The sequence below is a fragment of the Gordonia sp. YY1 genome, assembly GCF_009872315.1.
GTDB lineage: Bacteria > Actinomycetota > Actinomycetes > Mycobacteriales > Mycobacteriaceae > Gordonia > Gordonia amicalis.
Genome location: NZ_WXYI01000001.1, coordinates 349,520 through 368,059, shown reverse-complemented (window position 1 = coordinate 368,059; position 18,540 = coordinate 349,520). Strand labels below are relative to the sequence as shown.

Genomic DNA, 18,540 nt, shown 5'->3' with positions numbered 1-18,540 from the left:
AGTACGTGGTGACGCCGATCGAGCGCGCGGCCACGCCAGACGAGTGAACACGCCATACCGAAGAAAACACGGAGAACACCATGCAGAACGACGTCGGCTACCAGGACCCGGGATACGTGGGTGACACCCACGAGCCGGAAGCCGGTTCGGAGAAGCGCTCGGGCGGGGTCAGCATTCCGACGGTGCTGGCATCGGCGGGTGTCGCGGCGGTGATCTCGGCGATCGTCGTCACCATCGGCGTGGTCGGCATCGTGGTCAGCGAACGCAACGACACGGCGTCGGCGGCGCAGCCGACCGTCGTGAACCTGGGTTCCGCACAGGCACCCCAGCAGCAGGGCCTGGTGGGTCCGGCCGCCACCCAGCAGCCGGCCGCCGCGCCCGGGCAGCCCGCCCCGGCGGCAGCACCCGCACCCGCTGCGACGGAGAACGTGCCCGAGAGCGGTGGCACGGTCGGTGCGGGCCCCGACGCCGCCGCGCCCGCGCCGGCACCCGCGCCGGGCACTTCTGCCGCGCCCCCGCAGCAGCAGGCCGCCGCGGCCCCGACGGCGCTGACGCCAGGCCAGCTCAACACCAAGGTCAAGATCGTCATGAACTCTCGCGGCAACCGTGCCGCTCGCGCCGCCGAACTCCAGGGCGGCGAGCGTGCCCTGCGTCAGATCGACGCGGTCGCCCAGGCGATCACCACCTACGGAAATGTCGGCCTCAGCTACCAGATGGTCGGTCCGGTGCAGATCAGCGGCAACAAGATGACCGCCCCCCTGCAGATCAGCGTCGTCGGACGGGGCAGCCAGAACCGTGCGATGACCTGGGTGTGGAGCGGTGACAAGTGGAAGCTGTCGAACAGCAGCGTCTGCCTCATCGCCAGCTTCGTCCTGCTGCCCTGCTCGCTCTGAGACCCTCACCGTTCGTCGACACCTACTGTTCTGGAGATCTGACGTGACCTCACGACTTCGTTTCGGCGCGCTCATCACGGGTGTGTTCATGTTCGCGGGCCTGCTGGCCGGCTGTTCGAGTTCGGACGACTCGGCCGGTGGGTCGGTGCAACTGAACCTGCCCGACGGTCGGTCGGTGACCATCCCGGAGACGCCGAAGCGGATCGTGACCCTGGGCGACCAGTGGACCGACGTGGCGCTCTCGTTCGGTGTCACCCCGGTCGGCTACTACGACTACTCCAAGTCGGCGACGGGAGAACTGCAGCCGTGGTACGGCCAGAAGCTCGCCGACTCGACGTTCATCGACCCGACCAAGGGCGATGACGCCACGACCATCGCCAAGCTCGACCCGGATCTGATCTTCGCACCCGGCTTCGCCTCGAACAGCCCGGAATTCGAACAGATCGCGAAGCTCGCGCCGACGGTCAACTCCATCAGCGGCCAGGAGATCGACCCCTGGCAGGACATGGTGACGGTCATGGGCACCGTCTTGCACCAACCGGACAAGGCGACCGAGATCATCGACGACACCAACGCGAAGGTCGCCGCCGTCGGCAAGGAGTTCCCCGGTCTCGCCGGCAAGACCTACGCGCTGGCCTTCATGTACGGAAACGACCAGCTGTCGGTACTCGGTGATCCGAACGACGGTGCGGCGAAGCTCTTCAGCGAACTGAAGATGGAGATGGCGCCGAAGCTGGTCGCCGAGTACCAGCGCACCCGCAATCCCCGCTTCGGCCTCAGCACCGAGAACATCCCGATGCTCGACGCCGACGTCCTCGTCGTCGCCACCGCGACGCCGGAGCAGGCCGAAACCCTCCGCAAGCTACCGGGTTACAAGAATCTGAAGGCCGTGAAGAACAACGCGGTCACCTTCATGTCGCAGTCGCAGATCACCGGTCTCAACGCGCCGTCGCCGAATTCGGTGCCGTACGTGCTGGACCTGCTCAAGCCGAGCTTCGCGGCCGCGACGAGCTGATCTCCAAAGCCTGGAATGCTCCCTGAGGTGTGAGCGGAGCGAGCCTCGAAGGGCCGGCGACGTCGTGTCGCCAGCCCTTCGAGGCTCGTCGCTTGCGCTCCTCGCACCTCAGGGAGCGAGGGGGTGGTTCGTCGAATCGGTTGAGCGAGTGCGGAATGACGTCGCATGCGACACGGCTCCGGCTGTGCGACCTCGGCTGATGTCGTCCAGTCGGATCGATGTCGCGCGCCGTCAATCTGGGTGAGCGTAGCGAGGGATCGTACTCCCTCGAACCGCTGTCCCCGCAACGAAAGAACGGCCCGACCCGGATCGCGGGTCGGGCCGTGGCCACTCGATGAAGTCCTAGCCGACGATGTCGTCGGAGTCGTCGATGCCGAAGCTGGTGAAAGCGGTGTCCTTCGGCAGCCGGTACACCTCGCGGCCCATGACGGCGTTGAGGATTCGGGCGTTGCGGACCGCGCCGATGTCGAGGTTGGGCGCCGAGACGCCGATGGCGTGCTCCTCGGCGTTGGCCACGAAGACCCGGTTGGTCAGGGCGGGTTCGGTCTCGACCTCGTGATTCGCGCCGATGACGAGACGGCCGCGGGAATCCCGGTGGAGCTGCGACTCGATGGGGGCCAGGAAGTCCGCCTCACGGGCCCGATAGCCCGTGCAGGCGATGACCATGTCGGTGGTGTGGGCGAGCCGGGTTCCGGTGTCCAGGTGGCGTCCCCGGACCTTCAGTGTGCCGTCGGCGAGGGTGTCGATGCCCTCGACCTCGGTCGAGATGCGCAGCTGGACGGGGTTGAGCTTCTCGCGCAGCTGGCGCTGGTACAGCAGTTCGTGCACCCGCTCGAGCGTGTCGGTGGATACGCCCTTGTGGAACTGCCAGTGTTGCGGGCGGATTCGGTCGCGAGCCGCTTCCGGAAGGCTGTGGAAGTAGTCCATGTACGCCGGGGTGGTCATCTCCAGGGAGAGCTTGGTGAAGTCCAGCGGCGCGAACCAGGGGGTACGGGTCCACCAGCGCACGGAGGGGCCGCCACGGAGATTCGCCTCGAGCAGGTCGATGACGATCTCTGCGCCTGACTGTCCCGAACCGATGACGGTCACCGAGTCGGCGGCATGAGCCCGGTCCTGGTGGTACAGGTAATCCGAACTGTGGACGACAGCCCGGGACTCCGACGACAATGATTCCGGCACAAAGGGTTCGGTGCCGACGCCGACGACGATGTGACGGGCGGTCACGGTGGACGCCGTGCCGCCGGAGACGATCGAGACGCGGAAGGCGTCGGCCTCGTCATCCCAGGTGGCCTCGGTGACGGTGGTGCCCCAACGCAGGGAGTCGAGCCGCTTGATGCACCAGAGCAGGTAGGCCTCGTACTCGATGCGGGTGGGGTAGAAGTTCTCCCGCACGAGGAACCGGTACATCCGGTCGGTGTCGGCCATGTAGTTCAGGAACGACAGTGGGTGCGTCGGATCGACCAGGGTCACCAGGTCCGACAGGAAACCCACCTGCAGTCGGGCCTCGTCGAACATCAGTCCCGGATGCCACCGGAACTCGTCGCGGGAGTCCACGACGAGCACGTCGAGGCCCTCGACGGTCGACGCCAGCGCGGCGAGCCCCAGATTGAACGGGCCGCAGCCGACCGCCAGTACATCTACATTCTCAACTCGGGTCATTCCGACACCCTCACCATTTCTTCACTGTGGGCCTGGTCGCTGGACACCGAGGTGTTCTCGGATTCCACTTCGATTGCGAGACGCAGGAGTTCGTCGAACAGGTCGTCGATGTCGCTCTCCGAGGTCTCCGGGTTCAGAAGCGTCAGTTTCAGGCAGGTCCGGGGTTCGTCCTCGCCGGGCACCCGTACCTGGGTGCGCCCGATGAGCGCCTTGCCATCGGCGATGAGGCGACGCCGCAATTCGCCGTTGACCGCGTCGAGGTCGGCGCAGCGATAGCGGAAGACGATGGTGGTCAGCGTGACCGGTGCGATCAGTTCGAGCTGCAACTCCGTGGCCACCCGTTGTTCGGCGTACACCGCGAGGTCGTTGCACCGCTCGAGCATCCCGCCGAGTTCGCGACGTCCGTAGGCCATCAGCGTGGCCGCGACCTTGAGCACGTCGGGACGACGGGTGGTCTGCAGGGTCTGACCGAGCAGGCCGCTGTAACCGGCCTCGACGTCGTCGTCGGGGTTGAGATAGGCGACCGAACGGTTCAGTGACACGAACCGGTTGGCATCAGAGAGCAGCATGAGGCTGGCGGCGGCCGGCTGCCAGCCGACCTTGTGCAGGTCGAGGGTGACCGAGTCCGCCCGGTCGACGCCCGTGAGCAGTCCGGACAGACGATCGGAGAACAGCGTGCCGAATCCGTAGGCGGCGTCGACGTGCAGCCAGATCTCGTGACGCTCGGCGATGTCGGCGATCTCGGGCAGCGGGTCCACGGTGCCGAAGTCGGTGGTGCCGGCCGTCGCCACGATCGCGAGCGGAGTGACATCGCCGGCCTGCCGAATCGCGCTCTCGAGTGCTTCCGGGACCATCCGGTGATGGGAGTCGACCTCGACCGGGATGACCGCGGACTCGCCGAGACCCAGTGCGGCGCAGGCGCGGTGCACGGAGAAGTGGGCGACGCGAGAGCAGAACACGACGGGTCGACGCAGTGCACCCACGCCGTCGTGCCGGACGTCGATGCCACGGCGTGCGGCGGTGTGATCGCGGGCGATCATGAGGGCCAGCAGGTTCGAGATCGATCCGCCCGGGCTGAAGACGCCACCGGCCTGCTCGCCGAATCCCGCCATGCGGGCGAGGGAGCGAACGGTCCAGGTCTCCAGGGCGAGCGTTGCGGGTCCCGAGTCATAGGTGTCCAGCGAGGCGTTGGTGGCGCTCGCGAGTGCATCCGCGACGACCGCGACGGACAGAGGTGCCGGCTGCAGATGAGCTGCGGTCAGCGGATGGGTGAGGTCGAGACCGTACTCGGCCACCAGGCGCGCGAGTCGTGACAGGGCCTCGGACTCGCCGATCCCGGAATCGGGGATTCCGGGGCCACCCAGGGATGCGGTGACCGCGGCGAGCACCGACACGGGGTCCCCGGCGGGCAGTGGCGCGCCGTGGTGGTGAGCCGTGACCGACTCGGCCGCCTCGGCCAGACCGCGGCCGACGTCCGCCCAACCCGTTCCCGGCCGGGCGAAACGGGAAGCCCCCCAAGCGGACACGCGGTCTTCGGTCACTGAGTTCCCCCTGGACTTTCGATGGTGGTGTGGTCATGCGCTCGCTCGTGCGCGTGTCGGTCCGTCACGCCGGGACCCGTCTCTCGAGATCCGCGAGTAGTTCGGCGACCGTCGAGCCCAGAGCGGACGGGATGAGGTCGACGAGTGCGGTCAACACGCCGGTGACGCGCGTGGCGACGTGGTCGGGAACGATTCCGGGCTGGTGATCGACCTCGACGTGGGTGGCGTGGTCGTCGGTCTCGAAGGCGATCGACAACGGATAGTTGGCGATTCCGTTGAACACCGAACGGCAGGTGACCGGAGGTCCGTCGGGTCGGGCGACGCCGCGCAGCGGCGCGGGACGGACCGAGGCCATGATCTCCATGACCGGGAACCGGCCGCCCCGTTGACGAAGTGCGGTGAGGATCGGGCCGAAGTCGGTGCCGGAGTGTTCCATCGCCCGGTAGATCACCGAGGCGGCATCGCGCAGGGCCTGCTCGACGGTCGCGTTCGGGTCGGCGCGGAAACGCATCGGGATGATGTTGCCGCAGTAGCCGATACGCTGCGGTGACTGCGTGCGGCGCCGGTTGTCGGCCGGGACCACGAGCACATGGTCGGGTGAACCGGTCAGCGCGAACGCGGCCAGCGAGCACACTCCGATGAGCATCGCGTTGGGTGTAGCGCCGACGATCTGTGCGACCCGGTCGAACGCGGCGAGCGATTCGTCGGCGACCGCGGCGGCCACCTTGATGCCCTCCCGATCGTCCATCGGGGAGAGCCAGCTCTCCGCGGCGCTCTCGGCGGGCAGTTCGCCGGAGAGCGGGTGGCGCACATCATCGGCCGCCCAGGTGTCGAGAGCGTGGCGTACCGCGGCGTCGGTGGTCTCGGCCGCAGTGGCGGCATCCGGGGCGGCGGGCCGGGACTCTGCGTGCACGTCCCCGATCCACTCGCCGGACACGAGCGTGCCGAGCAGCAAAGGCCACGAGGTGTCGTCGACCGCGAGGTGGTGAACCACCAGGATCATCGTCACCCGCCCGTCACCTCCCGAGACATGCAGGCGTAACGGCACCTCGGCGAACAGGTCGAATGGAGTGCGGGTCAACCGTGTTGCCATGGTGTCGCTCTCCGTCGAGCCGACCGCGGCATCGTCGAGACCCCAGGTCCAGACCGAACGGGCTGCGTCCCAACGTCCTTCTCGACGGACCCTCACACGGTGGGGTACGCCGGCCTCGACCTCGACGATCGAACTGAGAACCTCGAAGTGTTCGACGAGTAGTTCCGCTGCGGCGACCACGGATTCGACGGTTCGATCGCCGTCGAAGTCGATGACCAGACCGATGTTGTGCGACACTGATTCCGGATCGAGCTCGTAGATCTTCCACATTCGACGTTCGGCGGTGCCGAACTGCCCGAAGGTATCCGGGGTCTCTGCGCTCGGGTCGGGGCGGGCCTCGCCCGCAGCGGCGTCGCCGGACTCCGTGATCCGCCGGCGGAGCAGTGTGAGTCGCGCTTCGGTCAATGTGGGCACGGTTCTCCCTCGGTCGAAGTGGCGGTCGAAGTGACGGTGGGGTCCTGCGCGCGCAGGACATCCCAGTCGCGGGACACCGGGATCAATCGGCCGTCCGCCCACAGCGGGGCCTGGTCCTGGAAGTGCTCGGAATCCGGGTCGCCGCTGACGCCGAGCGGCACCACCCAGCGGCTCGCCCGCGGGTCGGCGAGGTCCCAGACATAGCGGGCCGCAGAGCCGGTGATGCACACGTGGGTGCCGACCGCGGACGCATTGGCGAAGACACACTCCGAATCCCCAGCGAGGGGCAGTGGAGTGGGTCGCAGCGCCGCGAACAGCTCCGGATGTCTCGGTGACGCACCGACGAGATCGAAACCGTGGATCGGGGCGAGCACGTGCACGCTGCCCCAGCTCGGGACGTGCCCGATCGCCTCGACGCGGGTGACGACGGCGTCGAGCGCGTCGAGCGCGACCTCGCCGATGTCTATCCCGATCACGGCGGAGTTGGTGATCACCGTGGTGATGGCGGTGGCGAGGCGCGGCTCCGGGACGAACCACGGCTGGAACACCGCGGGGAAGCCGTGCGGACCCCGCAGCGGGGCGAGGACGTCGGTGCGCGCGACTCCGAGCACCAGCTGACTGCGGAATTCGGCGAACAGGAAGGCGTCGGTGCTGTCGGCGCCCATGGTGCGGTCCCAGGCGAGGATGCGTTGTCGGATGTCCTCGGCGGCAGGGGTGTTGCCCACCACCCGGGTGAGGAGTCGCTGGACCACCTCCGCCTGGTCGAGGCGGATGTCGCGGTGGATGTTTGCGCAGTCGTCCGCGCTGACCGCGTCGAGTTCGTCGAGACGAGCGGTGATGCGGTCGGCGCGGAACGCCTCCACGCACTCGGTCGTGATCGGTTGCAGCGCAGGGACCGTGGAGATCCGTTGATTGGCGGTCACGCTGACACCGCCGTCGGCCACGGTCGCGTCGAAACCGGGGTCGCCCAGTGAACCCGGTTCGTAGCCCTGCCACTGGTAGCGCTCGTCCCAGCCGGGAACCGGTAGCCAGTAGTTCTCCGAAGCCCGGACGGGTACCCGTCCGGCCACGTGGGTGACGGTCGTTCCGTCGGCGTGTGCGATGACGACACGGTTCACCGGCTCGACCCAGGACGACAGCGCGGCTTCGACGTCGGCGATCGATCGGGCGAACAGCAGGTCGAGCGGGGCGTCGAAGGTGACGTCCGTCGAGAGCAGCGGCGAACGCAGGCTGATCGCGAACGACTCATCCGGACCACCGAACACGACGGCGCCGTTGTGTGTGGTGATCACCTCGACCGCAACGGGTTCGGAGTCGCGGACGCCGATCAGCTCGGTGTGGACGGTCGCCGGCACCCGGTTTCCGCCGTGCACCTCGACGAGCAGTGTGCCCGTCTCGTCGCGGCTGAGTCGCTCGATGTAGAGGTCCTGGTAATCGGCCATCGCGTTGGTGATGCCCCAGGCGATCTCCTCACCGTGAGCGAAATGGGGGACCCCGGCGACGCCCGCGAAGGCGAAACCGGCCACGTCGAAGGACTGTGCCGGGTCGGTCGAGGCGAGGTGGAACTGCTGGTAGATGCCGGGCAGTTCGAGGAATCGGTGCGGGTCGCCGGCGACGATCGGCGACCCGGTGGTACTGCGGGCCGCGGAGACACCCCACGCGTTGCTGCCCGACATCGGATCCCCCAGGTCGACGGTTTCCCCGACGGGGGATTCGGCGACCGGCGTGGGCCGGGTGAGATCGAGGATCTCGCGAAGGAATGCCTCGTCGGGAATCCTCGGCACGGTCGGGTCGTTCTCGCTGCCCTCGAAGGCCCAGAACCGCAATGCATCCGGTCCGGTGGTGCGGCAGGCGTGGAGCCGGAACAGTTTCGTGGTGAACCGGCCGAACAGCACGTGATGCATGATGAAGACCGAGATCGGGGTCCACGGCCGCCAGGGCTCCGGATGATGGTCGAGCGCTGCGAGTTCCGGTGCCGGAGGAACGCCATCGGCATCCGACAGGGTACTGTTCACGCCGTCGGCATAGGCGCGCAGCAGGTTTCGGGTGCGCTCCGAGGAAGCGTGGTACATCCGTTCGGCGGCCGCATCGAGGCGTGCTCGCCGGGCGAAGGTGTCCCACTCCACGCAGGACCCGCCGAAGACCTCGGCGGTGCGGCCCTTGGCGCGCAGCCGCATGAACTCGATCTGCCACCGGCGGTCCTGACCGCAGGCACGGCCCTGTCCGTAAAGTGCCCCGGCCGGAGTGGCGGCCAGCACGTGCGGGATGCCGTGGGCGTCGCGCAGGATCTCCGCGACGGGAGATTCGGCCGACGGGGTCGTGGTGGTCATCGGGGCCCCCGATCGGCGACGGGGTTGGCAAGCAGATGGCCGGCGTCGATGAGAGATGCGTAGGAGTCCTCGATGTCGACCATCCGTTTGTTGTTGCGCAGCTGCAGGCCGTTCATGTGGACCGCACCGAAATGTGGCGCGAACAGATCCCATTTCGCGAACTTGTCGTCGAGATCGGGATGGGCGGCGACGAATTCGCGCAGGCTCTCGGCCACCAGGTCCCAGAACTGCCCATCGGTGACGAGCCGGTGGGTGTGGAGGATGCCCGCCAGTGGGCGCAGGAAGTCGTCGAAGATGTCCGACAGCACGCCGAGGTTGCGGATCTCGTCGGGTTCGGCGGTGAGCACGCGAGCGCAGTTCTCGGGGAACCCCTCCGGATCGCCGAAGACCGAGACCTCCTCGCCGATGTCCTTGAGGATCGCACGGACCGGGATCCCGTTGTCGAGGACGAGGATCAGGTTCTCGCCATGGGGGGAGAACTTCAGCTCGTACCGGTACAACAGGTAGGCGATCGGATGGAGGTATGTCCGGAGGTAGCGTCGAATCCACTCGGCGGCGGGAATCCCAGACCGTGCGATGAACGCACCGACAAGGGAGTCGCCGTGGTGGTCGACGTGCAGGAGCGCCGCCATGGTGGCGAGCTGTTCGTCGCTGCCCACGAGCGAGACCGGACTCTCGCGCCACAGCGCCGAGAGGATCTTGCGGTACTCCGATCCCGGCTGGGTGATCTGGGTGAAGGTGGGGCTGCGGTAGCCGATGGCCGCGACCTCGAAGATCATCTCGAATCCGATGGCGGCCAGGTACGGGTCGTCGGCCACGAGTCCGCGGACCCAGTTGTTGATCAGCGGGGTGGTGCGCATGTAATCCGCCGACATGCCTCGGGTGAAGCCCATGTTCACGATCGACAGGGCGCCCTTGACGTAGTGGCGGGTGGGCCTGGTCGAGTTGAAGACCGTACGGATCGACTGCTGCGCCTGGTACAGGTCGGGGCTCTCACCCACGAACACGATGCGCCGGTCGGCGAGATCGGCGGAGTAGAGCTTGCGGAGCTTCTCGGTCCACTGCCACGGGTGTACCGGCAGATAGCGGTAATCGTCGGGTTCACAACCGCATTCGCGTAGGACAGCGTCGAAGTCCGCCAGTGTCTCGACGCCGAGTTCGTCCACCAGCATGGCGTCGTAGTCGACGCCGCCGACCGTCGCCACGTCACAGTCCTCACGGCGGGCAGCGACCCAGACGAGCCGGAAGTGATTGCCGACCTCGGGTGCGTAGCGCTCGATGTCCTCGGCGCTGAATCCGAGGCGCCCGGCGTTCGCCACGATGCAGGGGTGGCCCTCGGTCATCGTCTTCTCGATGGTCTGGAAGTCGGCGTACGCGAGATCGGCTGCCGTGACGCGACGTTCGTCGGACCGTTCGGCGCTGATTGCGAGCGTGTTGATGAATTCCTCGAGGTAGTCCGGCAGCGCCTGTGGACCGATACCCAGTAGTGGTGCCAGGTCGACGACCAGGGCGATGGCGTCGACGGGCAGTTCCTCGCCACGTCGCACACGACGCAACGAGGATTCGTCGATCGCCCAGTTCTCCAGGGCGAGGATCTCGGCGCGGAAACGGTACTCGGTGTCACCGTCGGCGGAGCTGACGACGTAGTGGCCCGGTGCGGTCTCGACGGGACTCAGAGCGCGTTCGTGCGAGAACTCGGCCAGGATCTTCCTGGCGATCCTGCGGTGATACGTCTGCCGGTAGGACACGGTGTCCGACGGTGCGGTTCGCGTATGGCGGATCTGTTCGACGGTCAACGGATCACGCTCCCAGGTCCGTCACCTCGACGGCGCCGACGCTGGTGCCGCCGGCGGTGACGCGGAGGAAGTCGTCGCGCGTGCAGTAGCTCAGATGAGCGATCTTGTCGCCGACCGGATAGTCGCCGTCGGCCTGGAATCCGACGCTGGCGTTGAGGCGGTGGACCGCGGTGTTGCGCACGTCCGGTTCGACGACCACACGCGCGGCGCCGACCTCGAGGATCGCCGTCCGCATGATGTGCAGCATCACCGCGCCGGTGAAGCCGGGCAGGGCCTGCTCGGCGTGGGCGACGAGCAGGTGCATCCCGATGTCGCCCTCGGCATGAACGTAACCGCTTGCGGGGTCGGCGAGTTCGCTGGTCTGCGGATCGTACAGCTCGAACAGGAACTGCGGTCGGCCGTCGTGGTAGCCCAGGCGCATGCCGTAGGGCGTGCCGGCGGTTGCCGCCGCGGTCTCCCGGATCATCTTCTCCACGTCCGCGACCGAGCTCTCCAGCATGTCCCAGTACTTGGCCTTGGGATGGGTGAGCCATCCGTGGACCGTGACGGCGTGCGACAGGTCGTCGAGATCGACCGAGTGCAGGTCGTACGCGGGTGCCGATGAAGTGGTCATGATGCCTTTGCTGTCGTGAAGTCTGCGGTCGTGGTGGGTGCGGTCGTGGTGGGTGCCGGGGCTGCCGGCCGCGCGTCAGGTCCCGGCGAGTTCGGCGTCCACCTGGTCGTCGGTCAGGGCCACGACGCCGAGGAAGATCTCGGCGACGCGCGTGACGCGCGGGCCTTCGAGGGCGGTGAGCCGTTCGGCGAGGCCTGCGATGGTCCTGTGACCGAAGATGTCGGCGACCGACAGGCGCGGGGCGTCGAGCCAGGTGCGCGACAGCGCCACGAGGCGGGTGGCCTGCACCGAGTCGCCGCCGAGCGAGATGAAGTCCTCGGTGACACCGATCGGCCGGACCGGCAGCACGTCGGAGAAGATCACGACGAGCGCCTCCTCGAGCGGAGTACGCGGTGCGACGACCGCCGGGCCGCTGTCCGACGGGTCGACGAGGGTTGCCAGTGCCTTGCGGTCGTACTTCCCGTTCGCCGTGAGGGGCAGAGCATCCAGCACGGCGATCGAACGCGGGATCATGTGCGGCGGGAGCGTTTCGGAGAGTCCGGCGAGGATCTCGTCCTCCCCGATCCGTGCGCCGGCAGGGACGACCGCGGCACGCAGGTCGCGGCCGTCGGACCAGGCGACCGCCGAACCGACCTCGTCGAGCCCGAGCAGTCCGGCTTCGACCTCGCCGAGCTCCACACGGTAGCCGCGCACCTTCACCATGTGGTCGGCGCGGCCGAGGAAGTCGAGGAATCCGCCGGGTAGATAGCGGGCGAGATCACCGGTCCGATACCACGTCTCGCCGTCATGGTGGACGAAGCGATCCGCCGTGCGCTCGAGATCGCCGCGATAGCCGTCGGCGACGCCGGCACCGCCGATCCACAGTTCACCGGGGACGAGGTCGGGACGGTCACGGCCGGTCTCGTCGACGACCCGGCACCGGACGCCGCGCAGCGGAACGCCATAGGGCACGAACGCCATACCGGCGGGCACGTCGTCCGCTTCGCAGATCGTGGAGTGGATGGCGGTCTCGGTGGTGCCGCCCAGGCCGGCGACCCGGCAGTCGGGCAGCTGTGCGGCGACCCGGTCGAGCAGCGACACCTCGACCTTGTCACCGCCCATGATGATCACCCGCATCGACGCGGGCAGCGAACCGATGTCGAGGATCATGCCGAGGATCGACGGCACGCAGTTGAGCACGGACACCGAGTGTTCGGTGAGAAGCCGCACCCAGTCGTCGACCTTGGTGCGCTCGTCGTCACCGGGCACCACCACGGCGCCGCCGACGGCCAGCAGTCCGAAGATGTCGAAGACGGAGAGGTCGAACTCGAGCGAGGAGACCTGGAGGCTGCGATCACGCTCGTCGAGCGAGTAGCGGTCGAGGAGGTCGGTGAGGGTGGCCACCGCGGCACGATGTGGGACCTGGACGCCCTTGGGCAGTCCCGTCGATCCGGAGGTGAAGAGGATGTAGGCCAACGCCTCGCCGGACACCTCTGCGGGCTCGGCCGGTGCCGCGGTTCGGGCATGTGCGATGTCGATGACGGCGGGTCCGTCGCCGTCCGCCCAGGCGCCGACATCGGCGGTGAGCACAGCGCGTGGTCCGGCGATGGAGACAATCCGGGCCCGGCGGGCCTCCGGTTGCGTCGGCGCGATCGGTACGTAGGCGGCGCCGACGGCGAGCACGGCGAGTGCGGCGACGACCTGGTCGCCGCCCTTGGGCAGGTGGACGACCACGGTGTCCCCGGTGCGGAGGCCCGCCGCGGCGAGTGCGCCCGCCACACGGAGTGCGTCGTCGGTGAGCTCGCCGTGCGTCCAGGTGTGGTCATCGGTGATGACCGCCGGATACGCGGACCGCTGCGCCGCGCGGCCGAAGATCGTGCCGTGCAGGGTGCCGTCGAAGACATCGGTGGCAGGGAGCGGGTGCTCGACCGAGCGACGTTGTGTACGAACCTCATCGGCGACCGGATCGGGCGCGGCCAGGTCCCACTCGCCGTCGACGAGGAGGCCGAGGAGACGGACGTAGTAGTCGAACATCGCGCGGGCGGTGGTCTCGTCGAGGTCGGACACCCGGACGTCCCAGTTCAGGAGCAGGCCGCCGGCGATCTCGGTGACCTGTGCGTCGAGCAGTACCTGGGGACCCTGTGAGACGATCCACGTGGGGTCGCCGAGTACGTCGGTGGACTGCGCCGAGAAGAGGTCGCCGAGCCCGAGCGCGCTGGTGAACACGACCGGCGAGACGACGGATTCGCCTCGTGCACGCCCGAGTTCGCGGAGGACGTCGAGGCCGCTCATCGAACCGTGGGCAGCGGCGTCATGCATTGCCGAACGCATCTGATGTGCGCGCTCGGCCAGCGTCGCCGGTTGGCTCAGGTCGACGTCGACGAGGATCGAGGAGGTGAAGTCGCCGACCACGCGTTCGACATCGGGGTGGATCTGCGGACGGTCGAACAGCGGAACAGTCAGCAGGAAGCGGGAATTCGCGGAGTGCGTGCCCACGGCCTCGGCGAAGACCGCCGCCACCGCAGCCGCGGGGGTGACGCCCCGGCGATGGGCGTGTTCCTCGAGTCGTTTCCACTCGGAGGCGGAGACCGAATGGTGGAGGCGGACGCTGCGCGGTTCCACCTCGCCGCGGGCGGCGCGATCGTCGACTGGGAGTTCGGGGGGTCCGGGCAGGTGGGGGATGCGCTCCCGCCACCATGCGAGGTCCTCGTCGCGGATCTCACGGGACGTCCGGTCGGCCGTGATCGTCGCGAAGGTGACACCGAGCTCCGGCAGGGTCTCTCCGCGGTAGAGACGCGCGAAATCGTCGACGAGCACGCGGTAGCTCATGGCGTCGGCCGCGATCATGTCGACGTCGAGGTGCACGCGGGTGGAGCCGTCCGGAAGCAGGCTCAGTTCCGCGCGGATGACCGCGCCCTCCTCGACCGGGAGGGCGCGATGCGTTCCGTGTGAACGCTTTTCGGCGAGGATCGCGTCGACCGTCGCGGCCGGCCGGCCGCGGAGGTCGTGGACGGCGATGGCCTCCGGATGTGCGGGTCCGACGACCTGGGTGCCGTCGGGGAGTACGCGGATCCGCAGCATCGGATGACGCTCCAGCAGCGCGCTCATGGCGGTGGTGAAGCGGTCCGGATCGATGTCGTGACCGTCGAATTCGATGTAGAGGTGCGCGGCGACGTTGCCGAACGCATGGCTGTCGGAGCGGCCGATCCAATACGCGTGCTGCATCGGCGCCAACGGGAAAGGTGCTGTGGGGTCGACGTTCTCCGGGGACTCGTCGGTGTCTGCGGTGGTCGCGGGACTTCCGATGAGTGCAGTCCAGGCGTCGAGTGTGGGTGCGGCGGCCAGGCGGGCGAAGTCGATGTCGATGCCGCGTTTGCGCCAGGTGCCGGCCAGTCGCATCATGCGCAGGGAGTCGAGTCCCTGGGCGATGAGGTCCTGGGTGGGGTCGAGGGACTCCGATGTCACGCCGAGAGCGCCGGCGACCTCGGCACGGATGACGGCAGGGTCGGCGAGATCGGTGATGGTGGATGTCATCTCGGAGTTCGTGGCCATCAGTCGAAGTGCCTCTCGCGGTTCGGGAACGTCGTCTACTCGTGTACGCCAATTTAGGGTAGGGTATACTAACTAATCGCCGCGACCAACGTCTGCCGGCGACAAAACTTAGGTTAGCCTAAGTTATGAACCGCCATGTCGCCAAATGATCTGAATCACGCTTCGGTGGGCAGTCGACCGCCCCTTGTGCGTTACAAAGATTAGGCTAACCTACCCAAGGGTGGTGGGCTGAGTTCGGTCGCCGCGACCCACGCGATTCGCGCGCTCCGGCGCAGTGGACGCCATTCGCCAGATTTACGAGACAGCCGACGCCGCGGTCGGCGAGAACGGGGAACGAACATGTCGCAGAGCAGCGTGGTCCTGGAGGAGGCCGGCTCCACCAATACCCTGGCAGCAACTGTCCGAGAGGCGATGTCGGCGGGGAACACCACGCTGTCCGTGCTCGACTCCGACACCGGCGAGTGGGTGACCGCGCCCTGGCGCGAGGTCCACGCACGCGCCGAGCAGATCGCGGTGCAGCTGCTCGCCGACAGTGAGCTCCACGAGCCGCTCGCCGTCGGACTCATCGGCGATCCCACCGTCGACCTGATCGCCGCGATCCAGGGTGCGTGGCTCGTCGGAGTGCCGGTGAGCATTCTGCCCGGACCCATCCGTGGAGCCGACGAGGACCGGTGGGCGCAGGCCACCTACTCGCGATTCGTCTCGATCGGTGTCGGCACCGTCCTGGGCAGCGGCTCCCAGCTCGACCTGCTGTCGAAGGTCGACGGTCACCTGAGGATCGCGCGGGTCGCCGAGTTCGGTGTCGCCGCCGACACCACCGACTTCGTCGCCCGCAACGTCAACAGCAACACCGTCGCTGTCCTGCAGGGCACCGCCGGGTCGACCGGTGACCCCAAGACCGCGGTGCTCACGTCGTCGGCCGTGTACTCCAACGCGATCGAACTCGTGAGCCGCCTCGGACTGCACCGCACCCGCGACACGGGGTTCAGTTGGCTCCCGCTGTACCACGACATGGGCCTGATGTTCCTGCTCGCCGGCATGACCACCGGCATCTCCACCTATGTGGTGCCGAACACCGCGTTCGCCGCCGCGCCGTTCAAGTGGATGCAGTGGCTGACCGAGACGAAGGCCACCGTGACGGCCGCCCCGAACTTCGCCTACGACATCCTCGGTCGCTACGGGAAACTCCTGCGCGACGTCGACCTGTCGAACCTCCGCGTCGCGATCAGCGGCGGCGAGCCGATCGACGCCGACGCATTCGACAAGTTCCTCGAGGCGACCGCGCCGTTCGGTTTCGATCGCTCGGCGGCGGCACCCGCCTACGGCATGGCCGAATCCGCTTGTGCCGTGACGATGCCCGCGGTCGGCGAGGGCGCACACTACGACGAGGTGACGGTGACCCCGCCCGGCGGCGGCGAACCCATCCGACGCCGGTACGCGATCCTCGGAAAGCCGCTGGGCGGCATGCAGATTCGGATCGTCGAACCGAATATTGACGTTCCCGCCGTCGACGGTCGTTCCGTGGGCCACGTGGAGATCCGTGGTGCCTCGATGATGCGCGGCTACCTCGGCAGCGCCGATCTCGGTGCGGGGGAATGGTTCTCCACAGGTGACCTCGGTTATCTGATCGACGACCGCCTGGTCATCTGTGGACGGGCCAAAGAGGTCATCATCGTTGCCGGACGCAACCTGTTCCCGATCGAGATCGAGCGCGCGGCCGCCGAGGCCGCCGGCGTTCGGCGTGGCGGCGTGGTCGCGATGGCGCGGGGCGAAGGGTCGTCGCGTCCGGGCCTGGTGATCGTCGCCGAGTACAAGGGTTCGGACCCGGAAAAGGCTCGTGCCGAGGTCATGTCGGAGGTCGCATCGGCATGCGGGATCATGCCGGCGGACGTGATCTTCGTGGCCCCCGATTCGGTTCCACGTACCACCTCGGGCAAGATCCGTCGCCTCGAAACCCGCCAGATGGTCGAGGACGGGACGCTCGGATCGGTCGAGCAACAGTGAGCCAAGTGGTGACAAGAGGTCGTGGATGGCAGGGCGCCGTCCTCAAGCTGCTGGGCGGCGACGACTTCCGGCTCACCGTGACCGGCTCCGAGGTGGTGACCGAACACTATGTGCGTCTGACCTTCAGCGGCGGCGGTCTCCTCGCGAAACGAGCACTGCACCCCACGATGTGGATCCGGATGTGGTTCGACGACGCGGGCAAACTCCACCAACGGGGGTACACCCTCGTCGACGCCGACCCTGCCGCCGACACCTTCGGCATCGAGTTCGCGATCCACGACGGCATCGCCGCCCGCTGGGCGCAGCAGGCGCAGCCCGGGGACACGATCAACGCCACCGTGATGGGTTCGAAGTTCGCCATGCCGGCCGACGTCCGCGGGTGGGTCATGGCCGGTGACGCGGCTTCGCTCCCGGCGATCAACTCGCTGCTCGACGCCATCGAGGCATCCGGTCGCCCGGAGACGCCTGCCACGATCTGGTTGGAGTATCAGCACGAGAGCGACAGGTCCCTGCCGCTGCGTGCTCGTGCGCACGACACCGTCCACTGGATCGCCCGTGAGCGCGACGGGGCCGCACTCGTCGACGCCGTACGCTCCGCGGCCTTCGATGCGAATGGCCACTTCGGTTGGGTCGCACTGGATTCGGTCAGCACCCGCGCGGTGTCGGCGACGCTGAAGAACGACTACGGAATCCCCAAGAAGTCAGTGAAGGCGCAGGCCTACTGGATTCCGGGCAAGTCCTTCGCCTGACCCTTCGAGACGCTCGCGAGCTCGCTCTTTCTGCTCCTTGAGTAGCCCGGAGCTTGCGAAGGGCGTATCGAAAGGACTCTTCGAGATGCTCGCAGGCTCGCTCCTCAGGGAGCGGTCAAGCGAGGTCGAACACCACCGGGGCATGATCGCTGGCGCCCTTGCGTTTCCGCGCCTCGCGGTCGATGTGCGCGCCCATAACGCGTGTGTCGAGCGCGGGTGAACAGAACGCGTAGTCGATACGCATGCCCTCGTCGCGCGGGAAGCGCAACTGTGTGTAGTCCCAGAACGTGTAACCGGGGGCGTAGGGGAGCGCGGAGTCGACCAGACCGCCGTCCAGGAAGCGCTGCACCGCTGCGCGTTCCGGAGGTGTGACATGGGTGCGTCCCTCGAAGTATTCGCGGTCCCAGACGTCGTCGTCGGTCTGGGCGACGTTCCAGTCGCCGGCCAGCATCATCTCGACGGCCGGATCGTGAGCCAGCCGCAGTGCGATGTGGTCACCGAGCGCGTCGAGCCAGCGCAGTTTGTACTCGTAGTGCGGATCGTCGGGCGTACGTCCGTTGGGGACGTACAGACTCCACACGCGCACCCCGGCGCACACCGCGGAGATCGCGCGAGCCTCGCGGATCGGCTGGTTGTCGACCGGATAGGTGGGCACGCCGTCGAAGGCGATCTCGATGCCGTCCAGGCCGACCCGCGACGCGATCGCGACCCCGTTGTAGGCGCCCTGCCCGATGTGTGCCACGTCGTAACCGGCGGCCAGGAAACTCATCAGCGGAAACGCGTCGTCGTGACACTTCGTCTCCTGCATCGCCAGCACGTCGATGTCGGCCTGCTCCATCCACGCGACGACCGACTCCGATCGCGCCCGAATCGAATTGACGTTCCAGGTGGCGAAGCGCATG

12 protein-coding genes are annotated in these 18,540 nt (G+C 67.8%); 4 read left to right on the top strand and 8 right to left on the bottom strand.

Annotation, left to right across the window (positions count from 1 at the left end; translation table 11 throughout):
• Window positions 1–80 precede the first annotated feature (80 nt).
• The gene (locus tag BPODLACK_RS01690) at window positions 81–893 is read left to right on the top strand and encodes a hypothetical protein (RefSeq protein ID WP_096272900.1); all 813 of its coding nucleotides are present in this window, start codon (window positions 81–83) and stop codon (window positions 891–893) included.
• 43 nt (window positions 894–936) lie between these two features.
• Window positions 937–1,908 carry an ABC transporter substrate-binding protein gene (locus BPODLACK_RS01685; RefSeq protein ID WP_024500271.1) on the top strand — a complete coding sequence of 324 codons (972 nt, stop codon included), beginning with the start codon at window positions 937–939 and terminating at the stop codon, window positions 1,906–1,908.
• Between the two features lie 342 nt (window positions 1,909–2,250).
• On the opposite strand, the gene BPODLACK_RS01680 is transcribed toward BPODLACK_RS01685, so the two are convergent.
• The 7 genes from BPODLACK_RS01680 to BPODLACK_RS01650 all read right to left on the bottom strand — a co-directional run bounded on the left by BPODLACK_RS01680 (window position 2,251) and on the right by BPODLACK_RS01650 (window position 14,885).
• Complete coding sequence (locus BPODLACK_RS01680; RefSeq protein WP_024500270.1) at window positions 2,251–3,567, bottom strand: lysine N(6)-hydroxylase/L-ornithine N(5)-oxygenase family protein; 1,317 nt, start codon at window positions 3,565–3,567, stop codon at window positions 2,251–2,253.
• Window positions 3,564–5,108: a pyridoxal phosphate-dependent decarboxylase family protein gene (locus tag BPODLACK_RS01675; RefSeq protein WP_024500269.1), complete on the bottom strand. Its 1,545-nt coding sequence runs from the start codon at window positions 5,106–5,108 to the stop codon at window positions 3,564–3,566. Before BPODLACK_RS01675 ends, BPODLACK_RS01680 begins: the two co-directional genes overlap by 4 nt.
• A 64-nt stretch (window positions 5,109–5,172) precedes the next feature.
• Window positions 5,173–6,615: a condensation domain-containing protein gene (locus tag BPODLACK_RS01670; protein WP_159404575.1), complete on the bottom strand. Its 1,443-nt coding sequence runs from the start codon at window positions 6,613–6,615 to the stop codon at window positions 5,173–5,175.
• Window positions 6,603–8,945: a penicillin acylase family protein gene (locus BPODLACK_RS01665; protein WP_159404574.1), complete on the bottom strand. Its 2,343-nt coding sequence runs from the start codon at window positions 8,943–8,945 to the stop codon at window positions 6,603–6,605. The genes BPODLACK_RS01670 and BPODLACK_RS01665 overlap by 13 nt, the downstream gene beginning before the upstream one ends.
• Window positions 8,942–10,741: an IucA/IucC family protein gene (locus BPODLACK_RS01660; protein ID WP_096272908.1), complete on the bottom strand. Its 1,800-nt coding sequence runs from the start codon at window positions 10,739–10,741 to the stop codon at window positions 8,942–8,944. The genes BPODLACK_RS01665 and BPODLACK_RS01660 overlap by 4 nt, the downstream gene beginning before the upstream one ends.
• A gap of 4 nt (window positions 10,742–10,745) precedes the next feature.
• Window positions 10,746–11,354 carry a GNAT family N-acetyltransferase gene (locus tag BPODLACK_RS01655; RefSeq protein WP_024500265.1) on the bottom strand — a complete coding sequence of 203 codons (609 nt, stop codon included), beginning with the start codon at window positions 11,352–11,354 and terminating at the stop codon, window positions 10,746–10,748.
• 75 nt (window positions 11,355–11,429) lie between these two features.
• On the bottom strand, window positions 11,430–14,885 hold the full coding sequence (locus BPODLACK_RS01650; RefSeq protein WP_096272910.1) for a non-ribosomal peptide synthetase: 3,456 nt from the start codon (window positions 14,883–14,885) through the stop codon (window positions 11,430–11,432).
• A 339-nt stretch (window positions 14,886–15,224) separates the two neighbouring features.
• On the opposite strand from BPODLACK_RS01650, the gene mbtM reads away from it, so the two are divergent.
• Together mbtM and BPODLACK_RS01640 are read left to right on the top strand one after the other, a co-directional pair.
• Window positions 15,225–16,889: a long-chain-fatty acid--ACP ligase MbtM gene (gene mbtM, locus BPODLACK_RS01645; protein ID WP_159404573.1), complete on the top strand. Its 1,665-nt coding sequence runs from the start codon at window positions 15,225–15,227 to the stop codon at window positions 16,887–16,889.
• Entirely contained in the window at window positions 16,886–17,638 is a 753-nt protein-coding gene (locus tag BPODLACK_RS01640) for a siderophore-interacting protein (RefSeq protein WP_024500262.1), read from the top strand. The genes mbtM and BPODLACK_RS01640 overlap by 4 nt, the downstream gene beginning before the upstream one ends.
• Window positions 17,639–17,753: 115 nt before the next feature.
• Here the strand turns inward: BPODLACK_RS01640 and BPODLACK_RS01635 are convergent, their stop codons facing one another.
• Window positions 17,754–18,539, bottom strand: coding sequence for an exodeoxyribonuclease III (locus BPODLACK_RS01635; RefSeq protein ID WP_024500261.1), 786 nt, complete (start codon window positions 18,537–18,539; stop codon window positions 17,754–17,756).
• Between the last annotated feature and the right edge of the window lies 1 nt (window position 18,540).